The following is a 23,005-nucleotide window of genomic DNA, read 5'->3' as shown; positions in this document are numbered from 1 at the left end:
GGCTGCCGAAACAGCCGGGCCCCTGAGGCTCCTGAACACTCCCGAACGGGCCGGTCAGGTCGTCGTACGACGCCTCCGCGCCCCAGGACGCCGCTCGCTCGGCCGCGTCACCGGGTCACCGGCCTCCTTCGCCGCGTCCCGGCGCTGCGCGCCGAACTCGGCGAGCGCCGCGGCCAGCTTGTGCACCGACGGCTCCGGCGACAGCACGTCCACCCGCAGACCGTGCTCCTCGGCGGTCTTCGCCGTGGCAGGGCCGATGCACGCGATGACAGTCACGTTGTGCGGCTTGCCCGCGATGCCGACCAGGTTCCGGACGGTCGACGACGAGGTGAAGAGCACCGCGTCGAAACCGCCGCCCTTGATGGCCTCACGGGTGTCGGACGGCGGCGGCGAGGCGCGGACCGTGCGGTACGCGGTGACGTCGTCGACCTCCCAGCCCAGCTCGATGAGCCCGGCGACCAGCGTCTCCGTGGCGATGTCGGCGCGCGGCAGGAAGACACGGTCGATCGGGTCGAAGACCGGGTCGTAGGGCGGCCAGTCCTCCAGCAGACCGGCGGCGGACTGCTCACCGGACGGCACCAGGTCCGGCTTCACACCGAAGTCGATCAGCGCGGCGGCGGTCTGCTCGCCGACCGCCGCGACCTTGATCCCGGCGAAGGCACGGGCGTCGAGCCCGTACTCCTCGAACTTCTCCCGGACGGCCTTGACCGCGTTGACGCTGGTGAAGGCGATCCACTCGTAGCGGCCCGTGACGAGGCCCTTGACCGCGCGCTCCATCTGCTGCGGCGTGCGCGGCGGCTCGACGGCGATCGTCGGGACCTCGTGCGGCACGGCGCCGTACGAACGCAGCTGGTCGGAGAGCGACGCCGCCTGCTCCTTCGTACGCGGCACGAGCACCTTCCAACCGAAGAGCGGCTTGGACTCGAACCACGAGAGCTGGTCGCGCTGGGCGGCGGAGCTGCGCTCACCGACCACGGCTATGACCGGCTGGTGCCCCTCCGGCGACGGCAGCACCTTCGCCTGCTTGAGAACCTGGGCGATCGTCCCGAGGGTCGCCGTCCAGGTGCGCTGCCGGGTCGTCGTACCCGCGACCGTGACGGTGAGCGGGGTGTCAGGCTTGCGGCCCGCCGAGACCAGCTCGCCCGCGGTGGCCGCGACCGAGTCCAGCGTCGTCGAGACGACAGCCGTGGCGTCGCTCGCGCCGATCTCGGTCCAGCAGCGGTCCGAGGCGGTGCGGGCGTCGACGAACCGGACGTCGGCGCCCTGCGCGTCACGCAGCGGCACACCGGCGTACGCGGGCACGCCCACGGCGTTCGCGACACCGGGGACGACCTCGAAGGGGATGCCGGCGGCGGCGCAGGCGAGCATCTCCGCGCCTGCGGACCCGTCCAGGCCGGGGTCACCGGAGACGGCACGGACGACCCGCCTGCCGCCCTTCGCGGCCTCCATGACAAGATTGGCCGCGTCCCTGAGAACGGGCACACCGGCGGGTGTTGATGACACGTCAACAACCGCCAGCTCAGGCGTGCTTACGCCTGCCCGCGCATGGCCGCGAACAACGCCGAGCACGTCCGGCTCGGCGACAAGAACGTCCGCGCTCGCGAGCGCCTCGACAGCGCGCAGAGTCAGCAGTCCCGGATCGCCGGGACCGGCGCCGAGGAAGGTGACGTGCCCTGCGGACAGGACCGGAAAGTCGGATACGGCGGGGCCGGTGGGGCTCAAAGTGCTCGCTCCCCCATAAGACCGGCCGCACCCTTGGCAAGCATCTCGGTCGCGAGCTCGCGACCGAGGGCCGCCGCGTCGTCGTGCGACGTGGGGACGGGACCGGTGATGGACATCTGTACCAGCGAGGCGCCGTCGGTGGAACCGACGACACCGCGCAGGCGCAGTTCGTTGACAGCCTGTCCGTCGACCAGGAGGTCGGCCAGCGCACCCACAGGTGCGGAGCAGCCGGCCTCCAGGGCGGCGAGCAGGGAACGCTCGGCGGTCACGGCGACCCGGGTGTACGGGTCGTCGAGCTCGGCGAGCGCGGCGGCGAGGTCCGCGCTGGTTGCAGCGCATTCGATCGCCAGTGCTCCCTGACCGGGAGCGGGCAGAACGGTGTCGACCGGCAGGAAGTCGGTCACCTCACCGGTCCGGCCGAGGCGGCTGAGCCCGGCCGCGGCGAGAACCACCGCGTCCAGTTCACCGCTTCGTACAAATCCGATACGCGTATCGACGTTGCCACGGATCGGCACGGTCTCGATGTCGAGGCCGTGGCTGCGGGCGTACGCGTTGAGCTGCGCCATGCGGCGCGGCGAGCCGGTGCCTATGCGGGCGCCGGACGGCAGCTGCTCGAAGGTCAGCCCGTCCCGCGCCACCAGCACGTCGCGCGGGTCCTCGCGCCGCGGTACGGCAGCAAGCACGAGGCCCTCGGGCTGTGCGGTCGGCAGGTCCTTGAGCGAGTGGACGGCGAAGTCCACCTCGCCTCGCAGCAGCGCCTCACGCAGCGCCGCGACGAACACGCCGGTGCCACCGATCTGCGCGAGATGCTCCTTGGAGATGTCTCCGTACGTGGTGACCTCGACGAGCTCGACGGCGCGCCCGGTCACCTCGCTGACCGCGTCGGCGACAAGGCCGGACTGCGCCATGGCGAGCTTGCTGCGCCGGGTGCCCAGCCGGAGCGGCGCGCCGGTCTGCGCGCGGGGTGAGTTGTCGGTCATGACCGCCCTCGATTCGGGTCGTTCAGGTCTGCCCGGGAGACGGCGGCGACCGTCTGCGGGTCGAGGTCGAAGAGTTCCCGCAGCGCGTCGGCGTACCCGGCGCCGCCGGGCTCACTGGCGAGCTGCTTGACCCGCACGGTGGGCGCGTGCAGGAGCTTGTCGACGACGCGGCGCACGGTCTGCGTGATCTCGGCGCGCTGCTTCTCGTCCAGGTCGGGGAGGCGCCCGTCGAGCCGCGCGATCTCGCCGGCCACCACATCGGCGGCCATGGTGCGCAGGGCGACCACGGTCGGGGTGATGTGGGCGGCGCGCTGGGCGGCGCCGAACGCGGCGACCTCGTCGGCGACGATGGTGCGCACCTGGTCCACGTCGGCGGCCATCGGAGCGTCCGCGGACGCCTCGGCGAGCGACTCGATGTCGACGAGGCGCACACCGGCGAGGCGGGCCGCCGCGCCGTCGATGTCGCGCGGCATGGCGAGGTCGAGCAGGGCGAGCCGGACGGGGCCGGTGGACTGCGCGGGCACGGTGGCCTGGCGCACGGCCTGTGCCTGCGCGGTCGTGGCGGCGGAACCGTTCTCCACCCACGCGGCGTGCTGGTCCAGGTCGGCGGCGGGCACGGCGGGCGCCTCGACGGCGGTGGCGGCCGCGTCGAACGGCAGGCCGAGCGCACCGGCGACGGTCTCACCGGTCAGGACGAGTCCCGTCGCACCGGTACAGGAGACGACGACATCGGCACGTGTCAGTTCGTCGGCGACCGCGGCCATCTCGACGGCCCGGGCGGTCACTCCCGTGCCACCGGCCTGGCTCAGGATCTCGACGAGCCGGTCGGCGCGGGCCCGGGTCCGGTTGGCGACGACGATCTCGGCGACACCGGTACGGGCCAGCGTGGCGGCGGCCAGCGACGACATCGAGCCGGCGCCGATCACCAGAGCACGCTTGCCGCCGGCCCAGTCGGCGGTGTCGGCGCCGCCCGCGAGCTGCTGCAGGCCGAAGGTGACGAGCGACTGCCCGGCCCGGTCGATCCCGGTCTCGCTGTGCGCGCGCTTGCCGACCCGCAAAGACTGCTGGAACAGGTCGTTCAGCAGCCGGCCCGCGGTGTGGCTCTCCTGCCCCAGCGCCAGCGCGTCCTTGATCTGGCCGAGGATCTGGCCCTCGCCGACGACCATCGAGTCCAGCCCGCACGCCACCGAGAAGAGGTGGTGGACGGCCCGGTCCTCGTAGTGCACATAGAGATACGGAGTGAGCTCGTCCAGCCCGACCCCGCTGTGCTGCGCGAGGAGCGTGGACAGCTCGGCGACGCCCGCGTGGAACTTGTCCACGTCGGCGTACAGCTCGATGCGGTTACAGGTGGCGAGGACGGCGGCCTCAGCCGCGGGCTCCGCTGCCAGGGAATCCTGCAGCAGCTTGGCCTGCGTCTCGGCAGCCAGCGACGCCCGCTCCAGTACGGAGACCGGGGCGCTGCGGTGGCTCAGCCCTACGACAAGGAGACTCATGCCGGCATCACGGCGGGCATGTCCCCGTCGGGTCCCTTCCGGCTGCTGCTCGTGGCGGCGCGCACGGGCGGCGCGGCCTGGTCGACGTCGCCCCCGGCAGCGGCTTCCTCGCCGGCCTTGCGCTGCTCGTGGAAGGCGAGGATCTGGAGTTCGATCGAGAGGTCGACCTTGCGGACGTCGACGCCGTCCGGCACGGAGAGCACCGTCGGCGCGAAGTTCAGGATGGAGGTGACGCCCGCGGCGACGAGGCGGTCGCAGACCTGCTGGGCGGCACCGGCCGGGGTGGAGATGACACCGATCGACACGCCGTTGTCGCTGACGATCTTCTCCAGCTCGTCGGCGTGCTGGACGGGAATCCCGGCGACGGGCGTACCGGTCATCGCGGGGTCCGCGTCGATCAGCGCGGCGACCCGGAAACCGCGGGAGGCGAAGCCGCCGTAGTTGGCGAGCGCGGCGCCGAGATTACCGATACCGACGATGACGACCGGCCAGTCCTGGGTGAGCCCGAGCTCGCGGGAGATCTGGTAGACGAGGTACTCGACGTCGTACCCGACGCCACGCGTCCCGTAGGAGCCGAGGTAGCTGAAGTCCTTGCGCAGCTTGGCAGAGTTGACTCCCGCCGCCGCGGCGAGTTCCTCGGACGAGACCGTGGGGACCGAGCGCTCGGAGAGCGCGGTCAGTGCGCGGAGATACAGCGGAAGCCGGGCGACGGTGGCCTCGGGAATTCCTCGGCTACGGGTCGCCGGTCGGTGAGTTCGGCCAGTTGCCACGGTGCTCCTGCGGGATGAGCGGGGCTGCAGGCGGCCATATGTTCCAAGACCGCCCCGTCGAATGCAGGCTATGTCTTTGTGAACGCGTGCACAAAGATGGTGTCCGTTTTGTCCGGTCAAAGTGACCGGGGTCACGCACATCCGTCGCGCGATCCCGGAACCTTGGATCGCATCAGCCCGTTGCAGGCCCGAAGGGGGCAAAGCGGTACACACTCCTCACGACTACGCCCCCGAGATCACTCAAAACGCCCACGATGGTAACCGGGTTTCACTCAGGAAAGCAGCGCGCTGCGCAGCCTCGCCGGATCCACCCGCCAGAACGTGTGCTGTTCGTTATCAATGAGGACGACCGGAATCTGCTCCCAGTACTCCCGGTACAGCTCCTCGTCCTGAGTGATGTCCTTCTCCTCCCAGGACGCGCCGGTCTCCTCGCAGACCTCCCGCACCACCAGCCTCGCGTCGTCACAGAGGTGACACCCCGGTTTCCCGACCAGGGTCACCACCCGGTCCACGGGCTTCTTCTTCGTACGACGCAGCAAGGCACTCATGCCTTCATTCTGCGCCGACCGCCCGCCCTTTCCGTAACTCATCCGGCACTGATCCGGTACGCCCCGAATCGCCCGTTTAACAATTCGGCCGCCGAGAGTTCACGCCACCGCATCCCGGCAGGTCGGGAAGGGCTCAACAGACTGGCTATGCTCACGACATGGCCGCTCTTGGATGGCTCACACCACGTAGGCGTTCCGCGACAGCACGGAGCGTGCTGGCAGGCGAGGCAGCAGCCGAGGCAGCGCGGAAGTCGTCACTCCACGCCGAACAGCCCGCCGAACGATTCACCGACGAGACCCCCGCCACGACCGCGGAGCCGGAGCCGGCGTTCCCGGTCGTCGGCGACGAACGGGCTGCCGCCTTCTTCGACCTGGACAACACCGTCATGCAGGGCGCGGCGATCTTCCACTTCGGCCGCGGGCTGTACAAACGGAAGTTCTTCCAGCGCCGCGAACTGACCCGGTTCGCCTGGCAGCAGGCCTGGTTCAGGCTGGCCGGCGTGGAGGACCCGGAGCACATGCAGGACGCCCGCGACAGCGCCCTGTCCATCGTCAAGGGCCACCGCGTCTCCGAGCTGATGTCCATCGGCGAGGAGATCTACGACGAGTACATGGCCGACCGCATCTGGCCGGGCACCCGCGCCCTCGCCCAGGCCCACCTCGACGCCGGACAGAAGGTCTGGCTGGTCACCGCCGCCCCGGTGGAGACCGCCACGATCATCGCCCGCCGGCTCGGGCTGACCGGCGCGCTCGGCACGGTCGCCGAGTCCGTCGACGGCGTCTACACCGGCCGCCTGGTCGGCGAGCCGCTGCACGGGCCCGCGAAGGCCGAGGCGGTCCGCGCCCTGGCCGCCGCCGAGGGCCTCGACCTCGCCCGCTGCGCGGCGTACAGCGATTCGCACAACGACATCCCGATGCTGTCCCTGGTCGGTCACCCCTACGCGATCAACCCGGACACAAAGCTCCGTAAGCACGCCCGGGCCCTCGACTGGCGGCTGCGCGACTACCGCACGGGCCGCAAGGCGGCCAAGGTCGGCATCCCGGCCGCGGCCGGTGTCGGCGCCCTCGCGGGCGGCACCGCGGCCGCCGTCGCCCTGCACCGCCGCCGCCGCTGACCGCACGCGGATCTTCCCCGCGCAGGGGGCCGAGCCACGCCCGGCTCCCTGCCGCCAATCGGGACCCCCTACCCGCCGACCGCTCCCGCCAGTCGGATTGCGCGCACCCGACCACAACCCGTTGCGGCCGCAGGCAGATCACGAAGTAATCCGATCAATAACCGGTCACGATGTGCTACTGGATGCGCCTCATAGTCGCTACAGAAGCGACGGAACCGATGATTTGAGCAACTGGGTGTAGCACTGCCTGTACGAAGCGTTATTCTCCTCAGACGCATTCCGGAACCCACCACTCACTACGACGAGTGACGGTTTCGCACTGCACGTGATGGAAGCTCTGCCTCTGGGAGTCCCGTGTACCCACACGTCGGGGTTGACGCCTCGGGCCTGGCTACGCTGCGCGCAACGGTCGCCGACCGCTTGCGCGGCTTCGTCCCCACCGCGTACGCCGTACCCGCTTTTGCCGCCCCTGCACCTGTCGGCCCTTGCTATGCCCTGGCCGAACGCGGTGCAGCGGTCGGAAGACGCAGCAACCGCGGCGCAACGACCACGTCCACCGTTCGTCGGCCGACCGCCGACAGCGACAGCGCGCGCATGATGGATCTCGTCGAGCGCGCACAGGCCGGTGAGGCTGACGCCTTCGGCCGTCTCTACGACCAGTACAGCGACACCGTGTACCGATACATCTACTACCGCGTGGGCGGCAAGGCGACGGCGGAGGACCTCACCAGCGAGACCTTCCTGCGCGCCCTGCGCCGCATCTCCACGTTCACCTGGCAGGGCCGCGACTTCGGCGCCTGGCTGGTCACGATCGCCCGCAACCTGGTCGCCGACCACTTCAAGTCCAGTCGTTTCCGGCTGGAAGTGACCACCGGTGAAATGCTCGACGCCAACGAGGTCGAGCGCAGCCCCGAGGACTCTGTCCTGGAGTCCCTCTCCAACGCCGCACTGCTGCAAGCCGTGCGCCGACTCAACCCCCAGCAGCAGGAGTGCGTGACGCTGCGCTTCCTGCAGGGCCTCTCGGTCGCCGAGACGGCCCGCGTGATGGGAAAGAACGAAGGCGCGATCAAAACCTTGCAGTACCGCGCCGTTCGCACGCTGGCCCGGCTCCTGCCGGACGATGCCCGCTGAACACGCTCTGCGACACACCCCTCACGCACTGGTCCGATCATCTTTCGTGCGTAACCCATGTGCCGCGCCACTCGTTGTGCCGGTTGAAGGCCCCCTGTCGTCACTCCATGTCCGCCGACACTCACTCTTTCGTGTGGAAGCGCTCAAGGTGTGCAACCTTCCGGACCCCCAGGGGAGTCGACCGTCATGACGAGAGGAGGTGCCGCCAGTGATCGCAAACGTTTCGGCACACCGGCGGGCGAACGCCTTCGCCCAGGCCCTGGAGGAGCAGGAGCTCCAGGGTGCGGCGGCCGTACAGCCCGAGGACCCGGCCGAACCGGCCGACCACGGAACGCTGTTGGCCCTGGCGAACGGCCTCGGTGAGCTGCCGAGGCCGAAGTTGGATTCCGAGGTCAAAGTGGTGCAGCGAGCCCAGCTCGTCGCCGCCATGGAGGCCATGTTTGCCGAGGGCGGCGCGTCCACGGGCCCTACGGTGCCCGAACAACGGAGCAGGGGGGCTCACCGAGCCTCCCCGCTCAGGAAGTTGCGCCCCCGCTCCCGCTGGACGAAGGGCATCGCGGCCGGCGGGCTCACCGTCGGTGTGGCCGCGGGAGCCTTCGGCGGAGTGGCCGCTGCCAGTTCCGACGCCCTGCCGGGTGATTCGCTGTACGGGCTGAAGCGCGGCATGGAGGACATCAACCTCGGCATGGCCGACGGCGACGCCGACCGCGGCGAGGTCTACCTCGACCAGGCGTCGACCCGGCTGAGCGAAGCCCGCAGGCTGATGGAGCGCCGCCGCGCGGGCGATCTGGACCACGAATCACTCGGCGAGATCAGGCGCACCCTCAACGGCATGACGCACGACGCCACCGAGGGCCACCGCCTGCTCCACGCCGCGTACCAGCGCGACGGAGCACTCGGACCCATCCAGACCCTGGATTCCTTCTCCCGCTCCCATCGCGGAAGTTGGAGCACCCTGCGCGACCGGCTGCCGGTCCAGCTGACGGATGTCGGGGACGAGGTGAGCTCGGTCTTCGAGGCCATAGACGAAGAGGTCGCGCCGCTGCAGTCCCTGCTCCCCAGCAGCCCGGACCGGAGCACCGGCTCCCAGGGGTCCGGCTCCTCGCAGCAGACCGACGGGTCGCCCGGCACGGACGACCCGGCCCCCTCCTCCCCCGAGGTCTCACAGGGCCAGACAGGCAGCAGCGGTACCCCGGACCCGTCCGGCTCCGCCTCCACCCCGGAGGACAACCTGATCGCAGGCGGCACGGACGGCTTCCTGGACACACCGTCCCCGGGCACCACCCCGCCCACAACGGGCAGGGACAGCACCCCACCCACCCCGGACGTGACACTGCCGCCCCTGCTCCCCGGCCTGCTCCCGGGCCTGGGATTCAACAGCGAGGACGAAGACCAGTGACTGACCGGCGGACGGACTCCCCCAAGCCCGTCCGCCGGTCGCTCACCCCTTCCGGCGGTTGAGGACACCCGCCGTCAGAAGAACACCGACCTCCGCTGCACCAACAGCTTGTACAGCGTGTGCTGAATCTGCTCCCGCACCTGATCCGTCAGGTTGAACATCAGCATCGGATCCTCCGCCGCCTCCACCGGATACCCCTCCGTGGGAATCGGCTCCCCGAACTGAATCGTCCACTTCGTCGGCAACGGCACCGCCCCCAACGGCCCCAGCCAAGGAAACGTGGGCGTGATCGGGAAGTACGGAACCCCCAGCACCCGCGCCAGCGTTTTCGCGTTGCCGATCATCGGATAGATCTCCTCCGCACCCACGATCGAGCACGGCACAATCGGCACCCCGGCCCGCAACGCCGTCGACACGAAGCCGCCCCGCCCGAACCGCTGCAGCTTGTACCGCTCGCCGAACGGCTTCCCGATGCCCTTGAAGCCCTCCGGCATCACACCGACGACCTCGCCCTGCCTGAGCAGCCGCTCCGCGTCCTCCGCGCAGGCCAGTGTGTGCCCGGCCTTCCTGGCCAGCTCGTTCACCACCGGCAGCACGAAGACCAGATCCGCAGCGAGCAGCCGCAGATGCCGGCCCGCCGGATGGTTGTCGTGCACGGCAACCTGGAGCATCAGCCCGTCCAGCGGCAACGTCCCCGAGTGGTTGGCCACGATCAGCGCCCCGCCGTCCGACGGGATGTTCTCGATGCCCCGCACCTCGACCCGGAAGTACTTCTCGTACATCGGCCGGAGCATCGACATCAGAACCTGGTCGGTGAGCTCCTTGTCGTACCCGAACTCGTCGACCTCGTACTCACCGGTGACCCGCCGACGAAGAAACGCGAGCCCACCCGCGATCCGCCGGTCCCAGCTGCCGCGCCGCACCTCGTCCTGCACACCCTCCACGGGCTCCCCGCCCCCCTGGACCGCCTCATGGACCGGCGCGGCGTCCAACTGCCCGGGCAGGGCGCTCAGGGCCGCAGTGCCCACCGCGGGACCCGCCCCGGACCGCCGCCGCGCCGACCGCGGCGCGCCACCCGACCGCGAACGGTCGTCGTCGAACGGAATGACCTTGGCATCCGCCATCGTCGGTGCGCTCCTCTATCTCGCGCTGTGGGTCGGTTGTGTGTCGTCGGTCCCGGTGATCCCCGGAACCTCGCCGGTCCCACCGGCGAACGGCATCGCCGCCAACCGGTCGACGGCCCTGCCGACCATCTCGGGCGGCAGCAGTCCCGGCGCCTGGTTCCGCGCGAAGTCCGCGAACGTCTCCGCGGTGGTGAATCCCGGGTGGAAGCCCAGCGTCTCGCGCATCTGCACGGTGGAGACCACCCTGCCGTGCGTCAGCAGCCGGATCTGCTCCGGTGAGAAGTCCGTCATGCCGACGGTTCGGAGCGCCTGACCCACCCAGGTGACGGCGGGCAGGGGCACCGGCATCGTCGGCCGCCCGAGCCGCCGCGAACACTGCGACAGCAGCAGCACCCCGTCGCCCGCGATATTGAACGTGCCACTGTTGAGCGTCCCGCGCCGCGGTTCGTGCGAGGCGATCCTCAGTACGTCGATGACGTCGTCCTCGTGGACGAACTGGAGCCGGGGGTCGTACCCGAACACGGTCGGCAGGACGGGCAGCGACAGATAGTCGGCGAGCGGCGAGTCCGCGTCCGGCCCCAGGATGTTCGCGAACCTCAGCACGCACACGGCGACGTCCGGCCTGCGGCGCGCGAAGCCCCGTACGTACCCCTCGACCTCCACCGCGTCCTTCGCGAAGCCCCCGCTCGGCAGAGACTTGGGCGGGGTGGTCTCGGTGAAGACCGCGGGATCGCGCGGTGCGGAGCCGTACACACCCGTACTGGACTTGATCACCAGCCGCCGCACCGTCGGCGACTTCTGGCAGGCACCGAGCAGCTGCATGGTGCCGATGACATTGGTTTCCTTGACCGTGGTGCGGCCACCGGCCCCGAGCGCCTTGCCGCTGACGTCCAGATGCACGACCGTGTCGACGGTGTGCTCGGCGAGGACTCTGGCGATCGCGGGCTGGCGGATGTCCGCGCGGACGAAGTCGGCATCACCCAATTGGTGCCCCGGCGCGATCGCATCGACGGCGATCACCCGGTCCACCTCCGGGTCACGCTGGATGCGCCGCACGAATCGGCCGCCCAGCTGCCGGGCCGCTCCCGTGACGAGCACGACCTTCCCCAAGATCAGCGCCTTCCGTCGAAGAGGTTTCCCCTGGCCGTCACCGTAGCGGGTGGATGTTGCCCTGTGATGACTGCGCGGCGGCGTTCTGCCGAGTCTTTGGCCCAAATATGTGCAAGGCCGCCCGCACAACGCACCGCAGCCCTCCCGCCATGTCGGCGGGAGGGCTGCGGATTCACGAACTGCGTTCGCTTACTTCTTGTTGCGACGCTGAACGCGCGTGCGCTTGAGCAGCTTGCGGTGCTTCTTCTTGGCCATCCGCTTGCGCCGCTTCTTGATAACAGAGCCCACGACTACCCTCGCTCACTTCTCTTCACTGGTGCGGGGCGTCTGGGCCCACACGACCTACGTCGGCCTAGCCTACCCGCCACGGGGTGAGGGACGTAATCCGAGGCCAACCTCAGGCCGACTCCACCCCCACAAAGGACTCGCGGAGATACTCGTGAACCGCTTGCTCCGGGACCCGGAAGGACCTGCCCACCCGGATCGCCGGCAGATGACCACTGTGCACCAAGCGGTACACGGTCATCTTCGACACCCGCATGACCGAGGCGACTTCCGCCACGGTCAGAAACTTGACCTCGTTGAGAGGCCTCTCGCTGCCAGCAGCCATGACCCACCTGTACCTTCCGCACGAGACGCGCACCGGCTTCCCCTCCGGTGACTCTTCGTCGTTGTGCGCTCACTCCCCAGATTAGGGGCGGGTGATGCGAGTGGGGAAGAGGAGGGACCATCGGCCGCCTACTGTGACAGACACGCCCGATTGAGTACATAGCGAGTGAGCGGCCGGTAGTAGGCGGACTGAACGGCGTCATCAAGCGGAACGGCGACCGACACCTGCCCCTCGGCCTCGCCGACGAACAGCGCGGGATCGTCCGTGTCCGCCAGGCCGATCGCCTCAATGCCCAGCTGACCTGCCCCGCAGACCCATCCGTGGTCCCCGACGACCAGTTCGGGCAGCCGCCCGTGGGCAGCCACCGCGGCCTCCAGCGCCACCCGAACCGGGAGCGGCGAGTGGGTATGTGCGCCCGGCTCACTACCGCGGTCCCGCACGCCGGGTTCGCGCACCAGGGCGACTCCCCGTACGTAATCAAGGTTGTAGGTGCGTACGCCGAACCGGGTCGTTATGTCGATACATCGCCCCTGCGCCGGGGTGAGTACGACGCAGCCGGCCGCCGACAAAGCGTCTGCCAACGCGGCGTAGAAGCCGAGCAGCCGATGCGGATGGCCGGTCCCGAACAGCACCGGTGCCCGCCGGGCGGCCACATTCGACAACCGCTCGGCAAACGCGTCCAGACCAGCCAAGGTGCGCTCCGGATCGATCACATCGGGACCCGAAACATGAGCAGGATCGTCCGAGACTCCGCACTTGTCTGCCATCAACCGAAGCAGATCGCACTCCTCCCACCCCCATTCGGGGTTGAGCCCGAGCAGCACCCGCGGGTCCCTCGCCGCGAACAGCCGATAGCTCCGCAGGCTCACCTCCCGCGAGGTGGCCACGGGCCCGGCCAGCCGGGCCGCCAGCAGATGCGCACGCAGCGCTCCGGTGCTCAACACCCTGCCGATGCTCCCCCAACCACCCGGACGGGGGGACAGAAGCCCGACTACGCCCCACAGTTGGCGTAACCATTCCTCAGTTGGCGCAACCATTCCTCACGTCAGCACGGAATCGGCCGCACCGGGACCGTCCCCGCCCGTTTCAGGCCAGCAGCCCCCGCAACGGGAACGCCGCCCGCCTGGTCGCGAGCACCGCCTGGTCGAGCCGGTCCGCCGGGTCGTACCCGCCCTCCCACGGCTGCCACGAAGGCGTACGCCCATCCGTCATCCGGCCCGGCCCCAACTGCCGCGTCCGGGCATAGACCTCGTCCCGCCACGAAGCAGGAATCACCGACTCCGGGTCCACCGGCGCATGCGCGGCGATCCCCACCAGATGCGTCCAGGACCGCGGCACCACGTCGACGACCGCATATCCCCCGCCGCCGAGCGCCACCCACCGCCCGCCCGCCACGTACTCATGGGCGAACTCGTGACACGACTCCATGACCGACCGCTGCGCGTCCAGCGACACCGCCAGATGCGCGAGCGGGTCCTCGAAGTGCGTATCGGCGCCGTGCTGGGTCACCAGCACCTGCGGCCGGAAGTCCGCCAGCAGCTCCGGCACCACCGCATGGAACGCCCTCAGCCACCCCGCGTCCCCTGTACCGGCAGGCAGCGCCACATTCACCGCGGCCCCCTCCCCCGCACCGGCACCGGTCTCCTCCGGCCAGCCGGTCTGCGGAAAGAGCGTCCGCGGATGCTCGTGCAGCGACACCGTCAGAACCCGCGGGTCCTCCCAGAACGCGGCCTGCACCCCGTCGCCGTGGTGCACATCCACATCGATGTACGCGACCCGCTCCGCACCCAGCTCCAGCAGCCGGGCAATCGCCAGCGCCGGGTCGTTGTAGATACAGAACCCCGACGCACCACCCGGCATCGCATGGTGCAGCCCGCCCGCGAAGTTCACCGCATGCGCCGTGGACCCGCGCCACACCGCCTCGGCCGCCGCCACCGACTGCCCGGCGATCAGCGCCGACACCTCGTGCATCCCCGCGAACGCCGGATCGTCCATCGTCCCGAGCCCGTAGTTCTGATCGGCCGCCCTGGGGTCCGCCGAGGCCGCGCGCACGGCCGCCACGTAGTCCTCGCGGTGCACGAGCCGCAGCGTGGAGTCCCCGGCCGGCTTGGCAGCCACCACATCCACCGCACTGTCGAGCCCGTACGCCCGCACCAGCCCCATCGTCAGGGCCAGCCTGACGGGGTCCATCGGATGACTGTTCCCGAAGTCGTATCCCGTTACTGCGTCATCCCACATCAACTGTGCGCGGCCGCTCATGCCCGCCACCGTATCGGGCAGGCTCCGGACCGAACGACTTGGCGTACACGAGCGTCGCGAGCACCAGCACCATCGGGACGAGCATCGCGCCCCGGTAACTCCACGCGTCCCCCAGCGCCCCGACCAACGGCGACCCCACCAGGAACCCCACATAGTTGAAGACGTTCAGCCGCGCGATCGCCGTATCGCTCGCACCGGGGAACATCCGCCCCGCCGCCGCGAACGTCTGAGGCACGATCACACAGAGCCCCAGCCCCAGCATGGTGAACCCGAGCATCCCGATCCACGCGCCGGAAGCAACCGCCACCACCCCGAACCCGGCCGCGGCCAGCACACTCCCGAACCGCACGACAGCCACGGCCCCGAACCGCCGCACCCCGAAGTCCCCCACGGCCCGCCCCAGCAGCGTCGTCACCATGTAGACGTTGTACGGAACGGTCGACAGCTGCTCGGAGCTCCCCAGCACGTCCTGCAGATACTTCGCGCTCCAGTTGGAGACCGTCGAGTCCCCGATGTACGCGAAGCTCATCACCAGACAGAGCGGCATCAGCAGCTTGAACGAGACCGAGACCCCCGAGGAGACCTCTCCCGGCGGCCCGTCGCCATCCGCCTTCCCCTCGGCACCCTCGACGTACCACCGGCTCGCGATGAACGCGGCCGGCAGCAGCACGACGACGGCCGGAAGATACGAGACCAGCAGCGTCAGATCCCAGTGCGCCCCGGCCCACGCCATCGACGCCCCGGCGATCCCACCCAGGCTGTACGCGGCATGGAACCCGAGCATGATGCTGCGCCCGTACGCCCGCTGGAGGCTGACCCCCATCATGTTCATGGAAGCGTCGAGCGCCCCGACGGACAGCCCGAACACACCGAGCGCCACGGCCGCTTGCCACAGTTCGCTGCCGGCCCCGACACCGAGCAGCGCCAGCAGTACGACGGGCTGCGCCCACCTGAGCACGACCCGGGGCCGTACCCGCGCGACCACCTTCTCGGTGACCACGCTGCCCACGCCGGCCAGGATGGGCACGGCGGCAAGGAACACGGGCAGCAGACCGTCGGATATCCCGTACCGGTCCTGAATGGCAGGAATACGCGTCACGAGCAGGGCAAAGGTGACCCCCTGCACGAAGAAGCTCAACGCCAAGGAGGCCCTACCGTGCCGCAACCGCGCATCCTTCATGGCCGCAGCGTAGGGCCCTGGCCTACCCGTGGGTAGATGGATCAGGCGAGCAATTCCCGCAGTTGAGCCATGTCGGAGAAGCAGCCGGTCACCCCGGCGAGCCGGTCGGCGGGCATCATCGACGTGAACCCGTACACATCCATCCCCGCGGCCCGGGCCGCCTCCACACCGAGCGGGCTGTCCTCGATGACGACACACCTCTCGGGCGGAACGCCCATCCGCTCAGCGGCATGGAGGAACAGGTCGGGCGCCGGCTTGCCCTGACCCACGTCCTCCGCGCTGAAGATCCACTCCTCCTCGAACCACTGGTCGAGCCCGGCCTTTCGGTGCCCGACCCGGATCCGCTCGTGGTTCCCGGACGAGGCGACGCAGTACGGAACCCCGTCGGCGACGAGCTTTCCCAGCACGTCGGCGACCCCCTCGACCGGCTCCAGCTCTTGCTGGAACGCGGCGAAGATCCGGGAGTGGAGCGTCTCGTCGAAGTCCGCGGGCAGCTTCTCCCCGGTCCTCTCCTCGACGAGGTCGTGGATCCGGTGCACGGCAGACCCCATGTAGTCACGGAGCGATTCCTCGTACGAGGTGGGGTGACCGAGCTCGGTCAGGTAGCCGGAGAGGATGGTGTTGGAGATCGGCTCACTGTCGACGAGCACACCATCGTTGTCGAAGATGACCAGTTCGTAGCGCATGGTTCGAGCCTAGACGCTCAGAACGCAGAAAAGCCCCGTGCCACAAGGGCACGGGGCTTTCCCGGAATAATTGTTCGGCGGCGTCCTACTCTCCCACAGGGTCCCCCCTGCAGTACCATCGGCGCTGAAAGGCTTAGCTTCCGGGTTCGGAATGTAACCGGGCGTTTCCCTAACGCAATGACCACCGAAACACTATGAAATTAACCAACACCGGGCAACAACACGGCCGTTCGTTATTTCAGAACTAACACAGTGGACGCGAGCAACTGAGGACAAGCCCTCGGCCTATTAGTACCAGTCAGCTCCACCCGTTGCCGGGCTTCCACATCTGGCCTATCAACCCAGTCGTCTACTGGGAGCCTTAACCCCTCAAAGGGGGTGGGAATACTCATCTCGAAGCAGGCTTCCCGCTTAGATGCTTTCAGCGGTTATCCTTTCCGAACGTAGCCAACCAGCCATGCCCTTGGCAGGACAACTGGCACACCAGAGGTTCGTCCGTCCCGGTCCTCTCGTACTAGGGACAGCCCTTCTCAATATTCCTACGCGCGCAGCGGATAGGGACCGAACTGTCTCACGACGTTCTAAACCCAGCTCGCGTACCGCTTTAATGGGCGAACAGCCCAACCCTTGGGACCGACTCCAGCCCCAGGATGCGACGAGCCGACATCGAGGTGCCAAACCATCCCGTCGATATGGACTCTTGGGGAAGATCAGCCTGTTATCCCCGGGGTACCTTTTATCCGTTGAGCGACAGCGCTTCCACAAGCCACTGCCGGATCACTAGTCCCGACTTTCGTCCCTGCTCGACCCGTCGGTCTCACAGTCAAGCTCCCTTGTGCACTTACACTCAACACCTGATTGCCAACCAGGCTGAGGGAACCTTTGGGCGCCTCCGTTACTCTTTAGGAGGCAACCGCCCCAGTTAAACTACCCATCAGACACTGTCCCTGATCCGGATCACGGACCCAGGTTAGACATCCAGCACGACCAGAGTGGTATTTCAACGGCGACTCCACAACCACTGGCGTGGCTGCTTCAAAGTCTCCCACCTATCCTACACAAGCCGAACCGAACACCAATATCAAACTGTAGTAAAGGTCCCGGGGTCTTTCCGTCCTGCTGCGCGAAACGAGCATCTTTACTCGTAGTGCAATTTCACCGGGCCTATGGTTGAGACAGTCGAGAAGTCGTTACGCCATTCGTGCAGGTCGGAACTTACCCGACAAGGAATTTCGCTACCTTAGGATGGTTATAGTTACCACCGCCGTTTACTGGCGCTTAAGTTCTCAGCTTCGCCGACCCGAAAGTCAGCTAACCGGTCCCCTTAACGTTCCAGCACCGGGCAGGCGTCAGTCCGTATACATCGCCTTACGGCTTCGCACGGACCTGTGTTTTTAGTAAACAGTCGCTTCTCGCTGGTCTCTGCGGCCACCCCCAGCTCATGGAGTAAATCCAATCACCAGTGATGGCCCCCCTTCTCCCGAAGTTACGGGGGCATTTTGCCGAGTTCCTTAACCATAGTTCACCCGAACGCCTCGGTATTCTCTACCTGACCACCTGAGTCGGTTTAGGGTACGGGCCGCCATGAAACTCGCTAGAGGCTTTTCTCGACAGCATAGGATCATCCACTTCACCACAATCGGCTCGGCATCAGGTCTCAGACTTAATGTGTGACGGATTTGCCTATCACACGCCCTACACCCTTACCCCGGGACTACCACCGCCCGGGCTGGACTACCTTCCTGCGTCACCCCATCGCTTACCTACTACAAGTCTGGTTCGTCGGCTCCACCACTACCCTCAACTCCGAAGAGATCGGGCCGGCTTCACGGACTTAGCATCGCCTGATTCAGTATTGGGCGTTTCAAAGCGGGTACCGGAATATCAACCGGTTGTCCATCGACTACGCCTGTCGGCCTCGCCTTAGGTCCCGACTTACCCTGGGCAGATCAGCTTGACCCAGGAACCCTTAGTCAATCGGCGCACACGTTTCTCACGTGTGTATCGCTACTCATGCCTGCATTCTCACTCGTGAACCGTCCACAACTCGCTTCCGCGGCTGCTTCACCCGGCACACGACGCTCCCCTACCCATCCCAGCAGGCGTTGGCCCTTAATGCTGGAATGACACGACTTCGGCGGTACGCTTGAGCCCCGCTACATTGTCGGCGCGGAATCACTTGACCAGTGAGCTATTACGCACTCTTTCAAGGGTGGCTGCTTCTAAGCCAACCTCCTGGTTGTCTCTGCGACTCCACATCCTTTCCCACTTAGCGTACGCTTAGGGGCCTTAGTCGATGCTCTGGGCTGTTTCCCTCTCGACCATGGAGCTTATCCCCCACAGTCTCACTGCCGTGCTCTCACTTACCGGCATTCGGAGTTTGGCTAAGGTCAGTAACCCGGTAGGGCCCATCGCCTATCCAGTGCTCTACCTCCGGCAAGAAACACACGACGCTGCACCTAAATGCATTTCGGGGAGAACCAGCTATCACGGAGTTTGATTGGCCTTTCACCCCTAACCACAGGTCATCCCCCAGGTTTTCAACCCTGGTGGGTTCGGTCCTCCACGAAGTCTTACCTCCGCTTCAACCTGCCCATGGCTAGATCACTCCGCTTCGGGTCTTGAGCGCGCTACTAAAACGCCCTATTCGGACTCGCTTTCGCTACGGCTTCCCCACACGGGTTAACCTCGCAACACACCGCAAACTCGCAGGCTCATTCTTCAAAAGGCACGCAGTCACGACTGTTGCTCCGAAGAACAACAGCGACGCTCCCACGGCTTGTAGGCACACGGTTTCAGGTACTATTTCACTCCGCTCCCGCGGTACTTTTCACCATTCCCTCACGGTACTATCCGCTATCGGTCACCAGGGAATATTTAGGCTTAGCGGGTGGTCCCGCCAGATTCACACGGGATTTCTCGGGCCCCGTGCTACTTGGGTGTCTCTTAAACGAGCCGTTAATGTTTCAGCTACGGGGGTCTTACCCTCTACGCCGGACCTTTCGCATGTCCTTCGCCTACATCAACGGTTTCTGACTCGCCTCACAGCCGGCAGACTGTGAAAAAGAGATCCCACAACCCCGCATGCGCAACCCCTGCCGGGTATCACACGCATACGGTTTGGCCTCATCCAGTTTCGCTCGCCACTACTCCCGGAATCACGGTTGTTTTCTCTTCCTGAGGGTACTGAGATGTTTCACTTCCCCTCGTTCCCTCCACACTGCCTATGTGTTCAGCAGCGGGTGACAGCCCATGACGACTGCCGGGTTTCCCCATTCGGACACCCCCGGATCAAAGCTCGGTTGACAGCTCCCCGGGGCCTATCGTGGCCTCCCACGTCCTTCATCGGTTCCTGGTGCCAAGGCATCCACCGTGCGCCCTTAAAAACTTGGCCACAGATGCTCGCGTCCACTGTGCAGTTCTCAAACAACGACCAGCCACCCATCACCCCACCCCTAAGGGCGAGTTCACTGGGGCCGGCAACTGAAGGCAACCTTGCGGCCATACCCTCAGACACCCAACAACGTGCCCGACACGACCGACCACCTCTCACGTTCCACGCCGAAGCAGTACTAGTGAAAAACAACCTGTCGTGCCGAATAGTCAACGTTCCACCCATGAGCAACCACCGTCGAACATTTGCCGACGTAGTGGCCTCTGACCAAGCAAGCTTGGTAAGAAGTGCTCCTTAGAAAGGAGGTGATCCAGCCGCACCTTCCGGTACGGCTACCTTGTTACGACTTCGTCCCAATCGCCAGTCCCACCTTCGACAGCTCCCTCCCACAAGGGGTTGGGCCACCGGCTTCGGGTGTTACCGACTTTCGTGACGTGACGGGCGGTGTGTACAAGGCCCGGGAACGTATTCACCGCAGCAATGCTGATCTGCGATTACTAGCAACTCCGACTTCATGGGGTCGAGTTGCAGACCCCAATCCGAACTGAGACCGGCTTTTTGAGATTCGCTCCGCCTCGCGGCATCGCAGCTCATTGTACCGGCCATTGTAGCACGTGTGCAGCCCAAGACATAAGGGGCATGATGACTTGACGTCGTCCCCACCTTCCTCCGAGTTGACCCCGGCAGTCTCCTGTGAGTCCCCATCACCCCGAAGGGCATGCTGGCAACACAGAACAAGGGTTGCGCTCGTTGCGGGACTTAACCCAACATCTCACGACACGAGCTGACGACAGCCATGCACCACCTGTATACCGACCACAAGGGGGGCACCATCTCTGATGCTTTCCGGTATATGTCAAGCCTTGGTAAGGTTCTTCGCGTTGCGTCGAATTAAGCCACATGCTCCGCTGCTTGTGCGGGCCCCCGTCAATTCCTTTGAGTTTTAGCCTTGCGGCCGTACTCCCCAGGCGGGGAACTTAATGCGTTAGCTGCGGCACCGACGACGTGGAATGTCGCCAACACCTAGTTCCCAACGTTTACGGCGTGGACTACCAGGGTATCTAATCCTGTTCGCTCCCCACGCTTTCGCTCCTCAGCGTCAGTAATGGCCCAGAGATCCGCCTTCGCCACCGGTGTTCCTCCTGATATCTGCGCATTTCACCGCTACACCAGGAATTCCGATCTCCCCTACCACACTCTAGCCTGCCCGTATCGACTGCAGACCCGGGGTTAAGCCCCGGGCTTTCACAACCGACGCAACAAGCCGCCTACGAGCTCTTTACGCCCAATAATTCCGGACAACGCTTGCGCCCTACGTATTACCGCGGCTGCTGGCACGTAGTTAGCCGGCGCTTCTTCTGCAGGTACCGTCACTCTCGCTTCTTCCCTGCTGAAAGAGGTTTACAACCCGAAGGCCGTCATCCCTCACGCGGCGTCGCTGCATCAGGCTTTCGCCCATTGTGCAATATTCCCCACTGCTGCCTCCCGTAGGAGTCTGGGCCGTGTCTCAGTCCCAGTGTGGCCGGTCGCCCTCTCAGGCCGGCTACCCGTCGTCGCCTTGGTAGGCCATCACCCCACCAACAAGCTGATAGGCCGCGGGCTCATCCTTCACCGCCGGAGCTTTCAACCCCGTCCCATGCGGGACAGAGTGTTATCCGGTATTAGACCCCGTTTCCAGGGCTTGTCCCAGAGTGAAGGGCAGATTGCCCACGTGTTACTCACCCGTTCGCCACTAATCCACCCCGAAAGGCTTCATCGTTCGACTTGCATGTGTTAAGCACGCCGCCAGCGTTCGTCCTGAGCCAGGATCAAACTCTCCGTGAATGTTTTCCCGTAATCGGGAGACACATCACGAGAGCGGGACGATCAGCCGGAATAAGACCGACCGTCCACAGCGTCCTCGCTGTGTAATTGCCTACCGGAACCACAAGGGCCCGGCAGGACTTTCAAAGGAACCACCAACCTGCCGAAACAGGCCGGGGTATCAACATATCTGGCGTTGACTTTTGGCACGCTGTTGAGTTCTCAAGGAACGGACGCTTCCTTCGTACTCACCCTCTCGGGCTTTCCTCCGGGCTTTCCCTTCGGTCTTGCGTTTCCGACTCTATCAGACTCTTTCGTGTCCGATTCCCGGTCGAAGCGGGTTCCGCTTTCCAGGTTTTCGCTTTCGCGTTTCCCTTTCCGGCGAGTCCGACTCTATCAGATCCTTTCGGGCCTGATTCCCAGTCAGCGGGATTTGTCTTCCCGGCTGTTGGGCCGTTCCGACGAGTGAGACTTTAGCGAATCCTGCGCCCCGACGCTAATCGGGGTCACGCTCCTTCGAACGCGGATTCTTCATTTCGCAAATGCGCACGCAAAGCGGGGCGACAGGTGTCGCTCGCTTGTTGTGGTTACTGCGGAATGGCTGTCCGGGGACCGACCGGGGTCGGCACTCACGTCGGACAACTCGGAGCACATTACGGATGCGGGCGTGCCATGTCAACCTCCGGTTGGCCCAGGGTGTGCCGGAAGGCCAGGCGGTAGTCGCGGGGGCTGGTGGCCAGGTGGGTGGCGAAGTGCTGGCGCATCGTGATCTCGCTGCCGAAGCCGGTACGGCGGGCCACCTCGGGGAGGGGGAGGTCGGTGCGCTCCAGAAGCTTTTGAGCTGCGGCGATGCGCTGAGTGATCAGCCAGCGCAGGGGTGTGGTGCCCGTGGTCGCCTGGAAGTGGCGGGCGAAGGAGCGGGGGGACATGCCGGCCCGGGCGGCGAGGCCGGCCACCGTGTGCGGTTCGGCCAGGTGGGTCAGGGCGTAGGTCCGTACGGCGGCGAGGGTGTCGGCATCCCGGTCGGTGTGCGGGGTGGGGTGCTCGATGAATTGGGCCTGGGTTCCGGTGCGGAACGGGGCCGTGACCATCGAACGGGCGATCGCTGCTGCGGCTTCGGCGCCATGGGTCGTACGGACGAGGTGGAGGCAGAGGTCGATGCCGGCCGCAGTGCCCGCTGACGTCCAGATGTTGTCGTCGTGGAGGAACAGCGCATCCGGGACGACGGTCACGCGGGGGTGGTGGGCGCGGAGGAGGTCGGTGAGGTTCCAGTGGGTGACGGCCCGGCGGCCGTCGAGGAGGCCTGCCTGGGCCAGGGTGAATGCGCCGCCGCAGAGCGCGGCGATCGGAGTGGAGCGGGCGTGTGCGCGGCGGAGGGGCCTCCAGGACCGGGGCGGGGGCGGGTGTCAGGTGGTCGTCGAGGCCGGGGACGACGATCAGGTCGGCGCGGGTCAGCCAGGAGAGGGTGCGGTCAGGGGTGAGGGAGAGGCCGCCGCGCAGGGGGATGGGGGCCGGGTCGGCGGCGACGCGGCGCAGGTCGAAGGGCGGGACGCCACGGTCGGTGCGGTCCACGCCCCACACCTCGGTGATGACCGAGACGTCGAACGCCCGGACGCCCGGGAACGAGACCAGGGCGATGCGGGCGGGGGTGGGTGCGGGTCCGGTCGCCATGGTGGCAGTA

16 protein-coding genes, 3 rRNA genes and 1 pseudogene are annotated in these 23,005 nt (G+C 66.7%); 3 read left to right on the top strand and 17 right to left on the bottom strand.

The window, feature by feature from the left end:
- Nucleotides 1–54: 54 nt before the first annotated feature.
- The 5 genes from OHA03_RS16265 to OHA03_RS16245 all read right to left on the bottom strand — a co-directional run bounded on the left by OHA03_RS16265 (nt 55) and on the right by OHA03_RS16245 (nt 5,513).
- Nucleotides 55–1,722, bottom strand: coding sequence for a bifunctional uroporphyrinogen-III C-methyltransferase/uroporphyrinogen-III synthase (locus OHA03_RS16265; RefSeq protein WP_267004560.1), 1,668 nt, complete (start codon nt 1,720–1,722; stop codon nt 55–57).
- Nucleotides 1,719–2,702, bottom strand: coding sequence for a hydroxymethylbilane synthase (gene hemC / locus OHA03_RS16260; protein ID WP_267004559.1), 984 nt, complete (start codon nt 2,700–2,702; stop codon nt 1,719–1,721). Before hemC ends, OHA03_RS16265 begins: the two co-directional genes overlap by 4 nt.
- Nucleotides 2,699–4,195 (bottom strand): glutamyl-tRNA reductase, encoded by a 1,497-nt coding sequence (locus tag OHA03_RS16255; protein ID WP_267004558.1) that lies wholly within the window; start codon nt 4,193–4,195, stop codon nt 2,699–2,701. Before OHA03_RS16255 ends, hemC begins: the two co-directional genes overlap by 4 nt.
- Nucleotides 4,192–4,965: a redox-sensing transcriptional repressor Rex gene (locus OHA03_RS16250; protein ID WP_267004557.1), complete on the bottom strand. Its 774-nt coding sequence runs from the start codon at nt 4,963–4,965 to the stop codon at nt 4,192–4,194. Before OHA03_RS16250 ends, OHA03_RS16255 begins: the two co-directional genes overlap by 4 nt.
- A gap of 272 nt (nt 4,966–5,237) precedes the next feature.
- Nucleotides 5,238–5,513, bottom strand: coding sequence for a glutaredoxin family protein (locus OHA03_RS16245; RefSeq protein WP_267004556.1), 276 nt, complete (start codon nt 5,511–5,513; stop codon nt 5,238–5,240).
- A gap of 158 nt (nt 5,514–5,671) precedes the next feature.
- On the opposite strand from OHA03_RS16245, the gene OHA03_RS16240 reads away from it, so the two are divergent.
- The 3 genes from OHA03_RS16240 to OHA03_RS16230 all read left to right on the top strand — a co-directional run bounded on the left by OHA03_RS16240 (nt 5,672) and on the right by OHA03_RS16230 (nt 9,158).
- On the top strand, nt 5,672–6,628 hold the full coding sequence (locus OHA03_RS16240; protein ID WP_267004555.1) for an HAD family phosphatase: 957 nt from the start codon (nt 5,672–5,674) through the stop codon (nt 6,626–6,628).
- A gap of 354 nt (nt 6,629–6,982) precedes the next feature.
- Nucleotides 6,983–7,759 carry an ECF subfamily RNA polymerase sigma factor, BldN family gene (locus OHA03_RS16235; RefSeq protein ID WP_030974218.1) on the top strand — a complete coding sequence of 259 codons (777 nt, stop codon included), beginning with the start codon at nt 6,983–6,985 and terminating at the stop codon, nt 7,757–7,759.
- Nucleotides 7,760–7,967: 208 nt separating this feature from the next.
- Nucleotides 7,968–9,158 (top strand): DUF5667 domain-containing protein, encoded by a 1,191-nt coding sequence (locus OHA03_RS16230; protein WP_267004554.1) that lies wholly within the window; start codon nt 7,968–7,970, stop codon nt 9,156–9,158.
- Nucleotides 9,159–9,232: 74 nt separating this feature from the next.
- Here OHA03_RS16230 and OHA03_RS16225 read toward each other — a convergent pair whose 3' ends face one another.
- The 12 genes and pseudogenes from OHA03_RS16225 to OHA03_RS16170 form a co-directional block, all read right to left on the bottom strand.
- Nucleotides 9,233–10,282 (bottom strand): lysophospholipid acyltransferase family protein, encoded by a 1,050-nt coding sequence (locus OHA03_RS16225; RefSeq protein ID WP_267004553.1) that lies wholly within the window; start codon nt 10,280–10,282, stop codon nt 9,233–9,235.
- A gap of 15 nt (nt 10,283–10,297) precedes the next feature.
- The gene (locus tag OHA03_RS16220; protein ID WP_030974212.1) at nt 10,298–11,392 is read right to left on the bottom strand and encodes an NAD-dependent epimerase/dehydratase family protein; all 1,095 of its coding nucleotides are present in this window, start codon (nt 11,390–11,392) and stop codon (nt 10,298–10,300) included.
- Nucleotides 11,393–11,581: 189 nt separating this feature from the next.
- Nucleotides 11,582–11,680 (bottom strand): AURKAIP1/COX24 domain-containing protein, encoded by a 99-nt coding sequence (locus OHA03_RS16215; protein WP_003948845.1) that lies wholly within the window; start codon nt 11,678–11,680, stop codon nt 11,582–11,584.
- Between the two features lie 109 nt (nt 11,681–11,789).
- Nucleotides 11,790–12,002 carry a helix-turn-helix domain-containing protein gene (locus OHA03_RS16210; RefSeq protein ID WP_014046653.1) on the bottom strand — a complete coding sequence of 71 codons (213 nt, stop codon included), beginning with the start codon at nt 12,000–12,002 and terminating at the stop codon, nt 11,790–11,792.
- Nucleotides 12,003–12,130: 128 nt separating this feature from the next.
- Nucleotides 12,131–12,946 carry a phosphatase gene (locus tag OHA03_RS16205; protein ID WP_267004552.1) on the bottom strand — a complete coding sequence of 272 codons (816 nt, stop codon included), beginning with the start codon at nt 12,944–12,946 and terminating at the stop codon, nt 12,131–12,133.
- A gap of 142 nt (nt 12,947–13,088) precedes the next feature.
- Nucleotides 13,089–14,261: an acetoin utilization protein AcuC gene (locus OHA03_RS16200; protein WP_267004551.1), complete on the bottom strand. Its 1,173-nt coding sequence runs from the start codon at nt 14,259–14,261 to the stop codon at nt 13,089–13,091.
- Nucleotides 14,230–15,441, bottom strand: a complete 1,212-nt coding sequence (locus OHA03_RS16195; protein WP_267004550.1) for an MFS transporter — start codon at nt 15,439–15,441, stop codon at nt 14,230–14,232. The genes OHA03_RS16200 and OHA03_RS16195 overlap by 32 nt, the downstream gene beginning before the upstream one ends.
- A 41-nt stretch (nt 15,442–15,482) precedes the next feature.
- A complete protein-coding gene (locus OHA03_RS16190; RefSeq protein ID WP_267004549.1) occupies nt 15,483–16,127 on the bottom strand; it encodes an HAD family phosphatase in 645 nt (214 codons plus the stop codon).
- A gap of 72 nt (nt 16,128–16,199) precedes the next feature.
- A 5S ribosomal RNA gene (gene rrf, locus OHA03_RS16185) occupies nt 16,200–16,316 on the bottom strand.
- A gap of 79 nt (nt 16,317–16,395) precedes the next feature.
- Nucleotides 16,396–19,521 (bottom strand): 23S ribosomal RNA (locus OHA03_RS16180).
- Between the two features lie 298 nt (nt 19,522–19,819).
- Nucleotides 19,820–21,345 (bottom strand): 16S ribosomal RNA (locus OHA03_RS16175).
- The 16S, 23S and 5S rRNA genes sit together here, the layout of an rRNA operon.
- Before the next feature lie 632 nt (nt 21,346–21,977).
- Nucleotides 21,978–22,995 (bottom strand): annotated as a pseudogene (locus tag OHA03_RS16170) (GlxA family transcriptional regulator).
- Between the last annotated feature and the right edge of the window lie 10 nt (nt 22,996–23,005).

The sequence above is a fragment of the Streptomyces sp. NBC_00154 genome (genome assembly GCF_026342835.1).
Lineage (GTDB): Bacteria > Actinomycetota > Actinomycetes > Streptomycetales > Streptomycetaceae > Streptomyces.
This window is presented reverse-complemented; position numbering and strand designations above follow the sequence as displayed.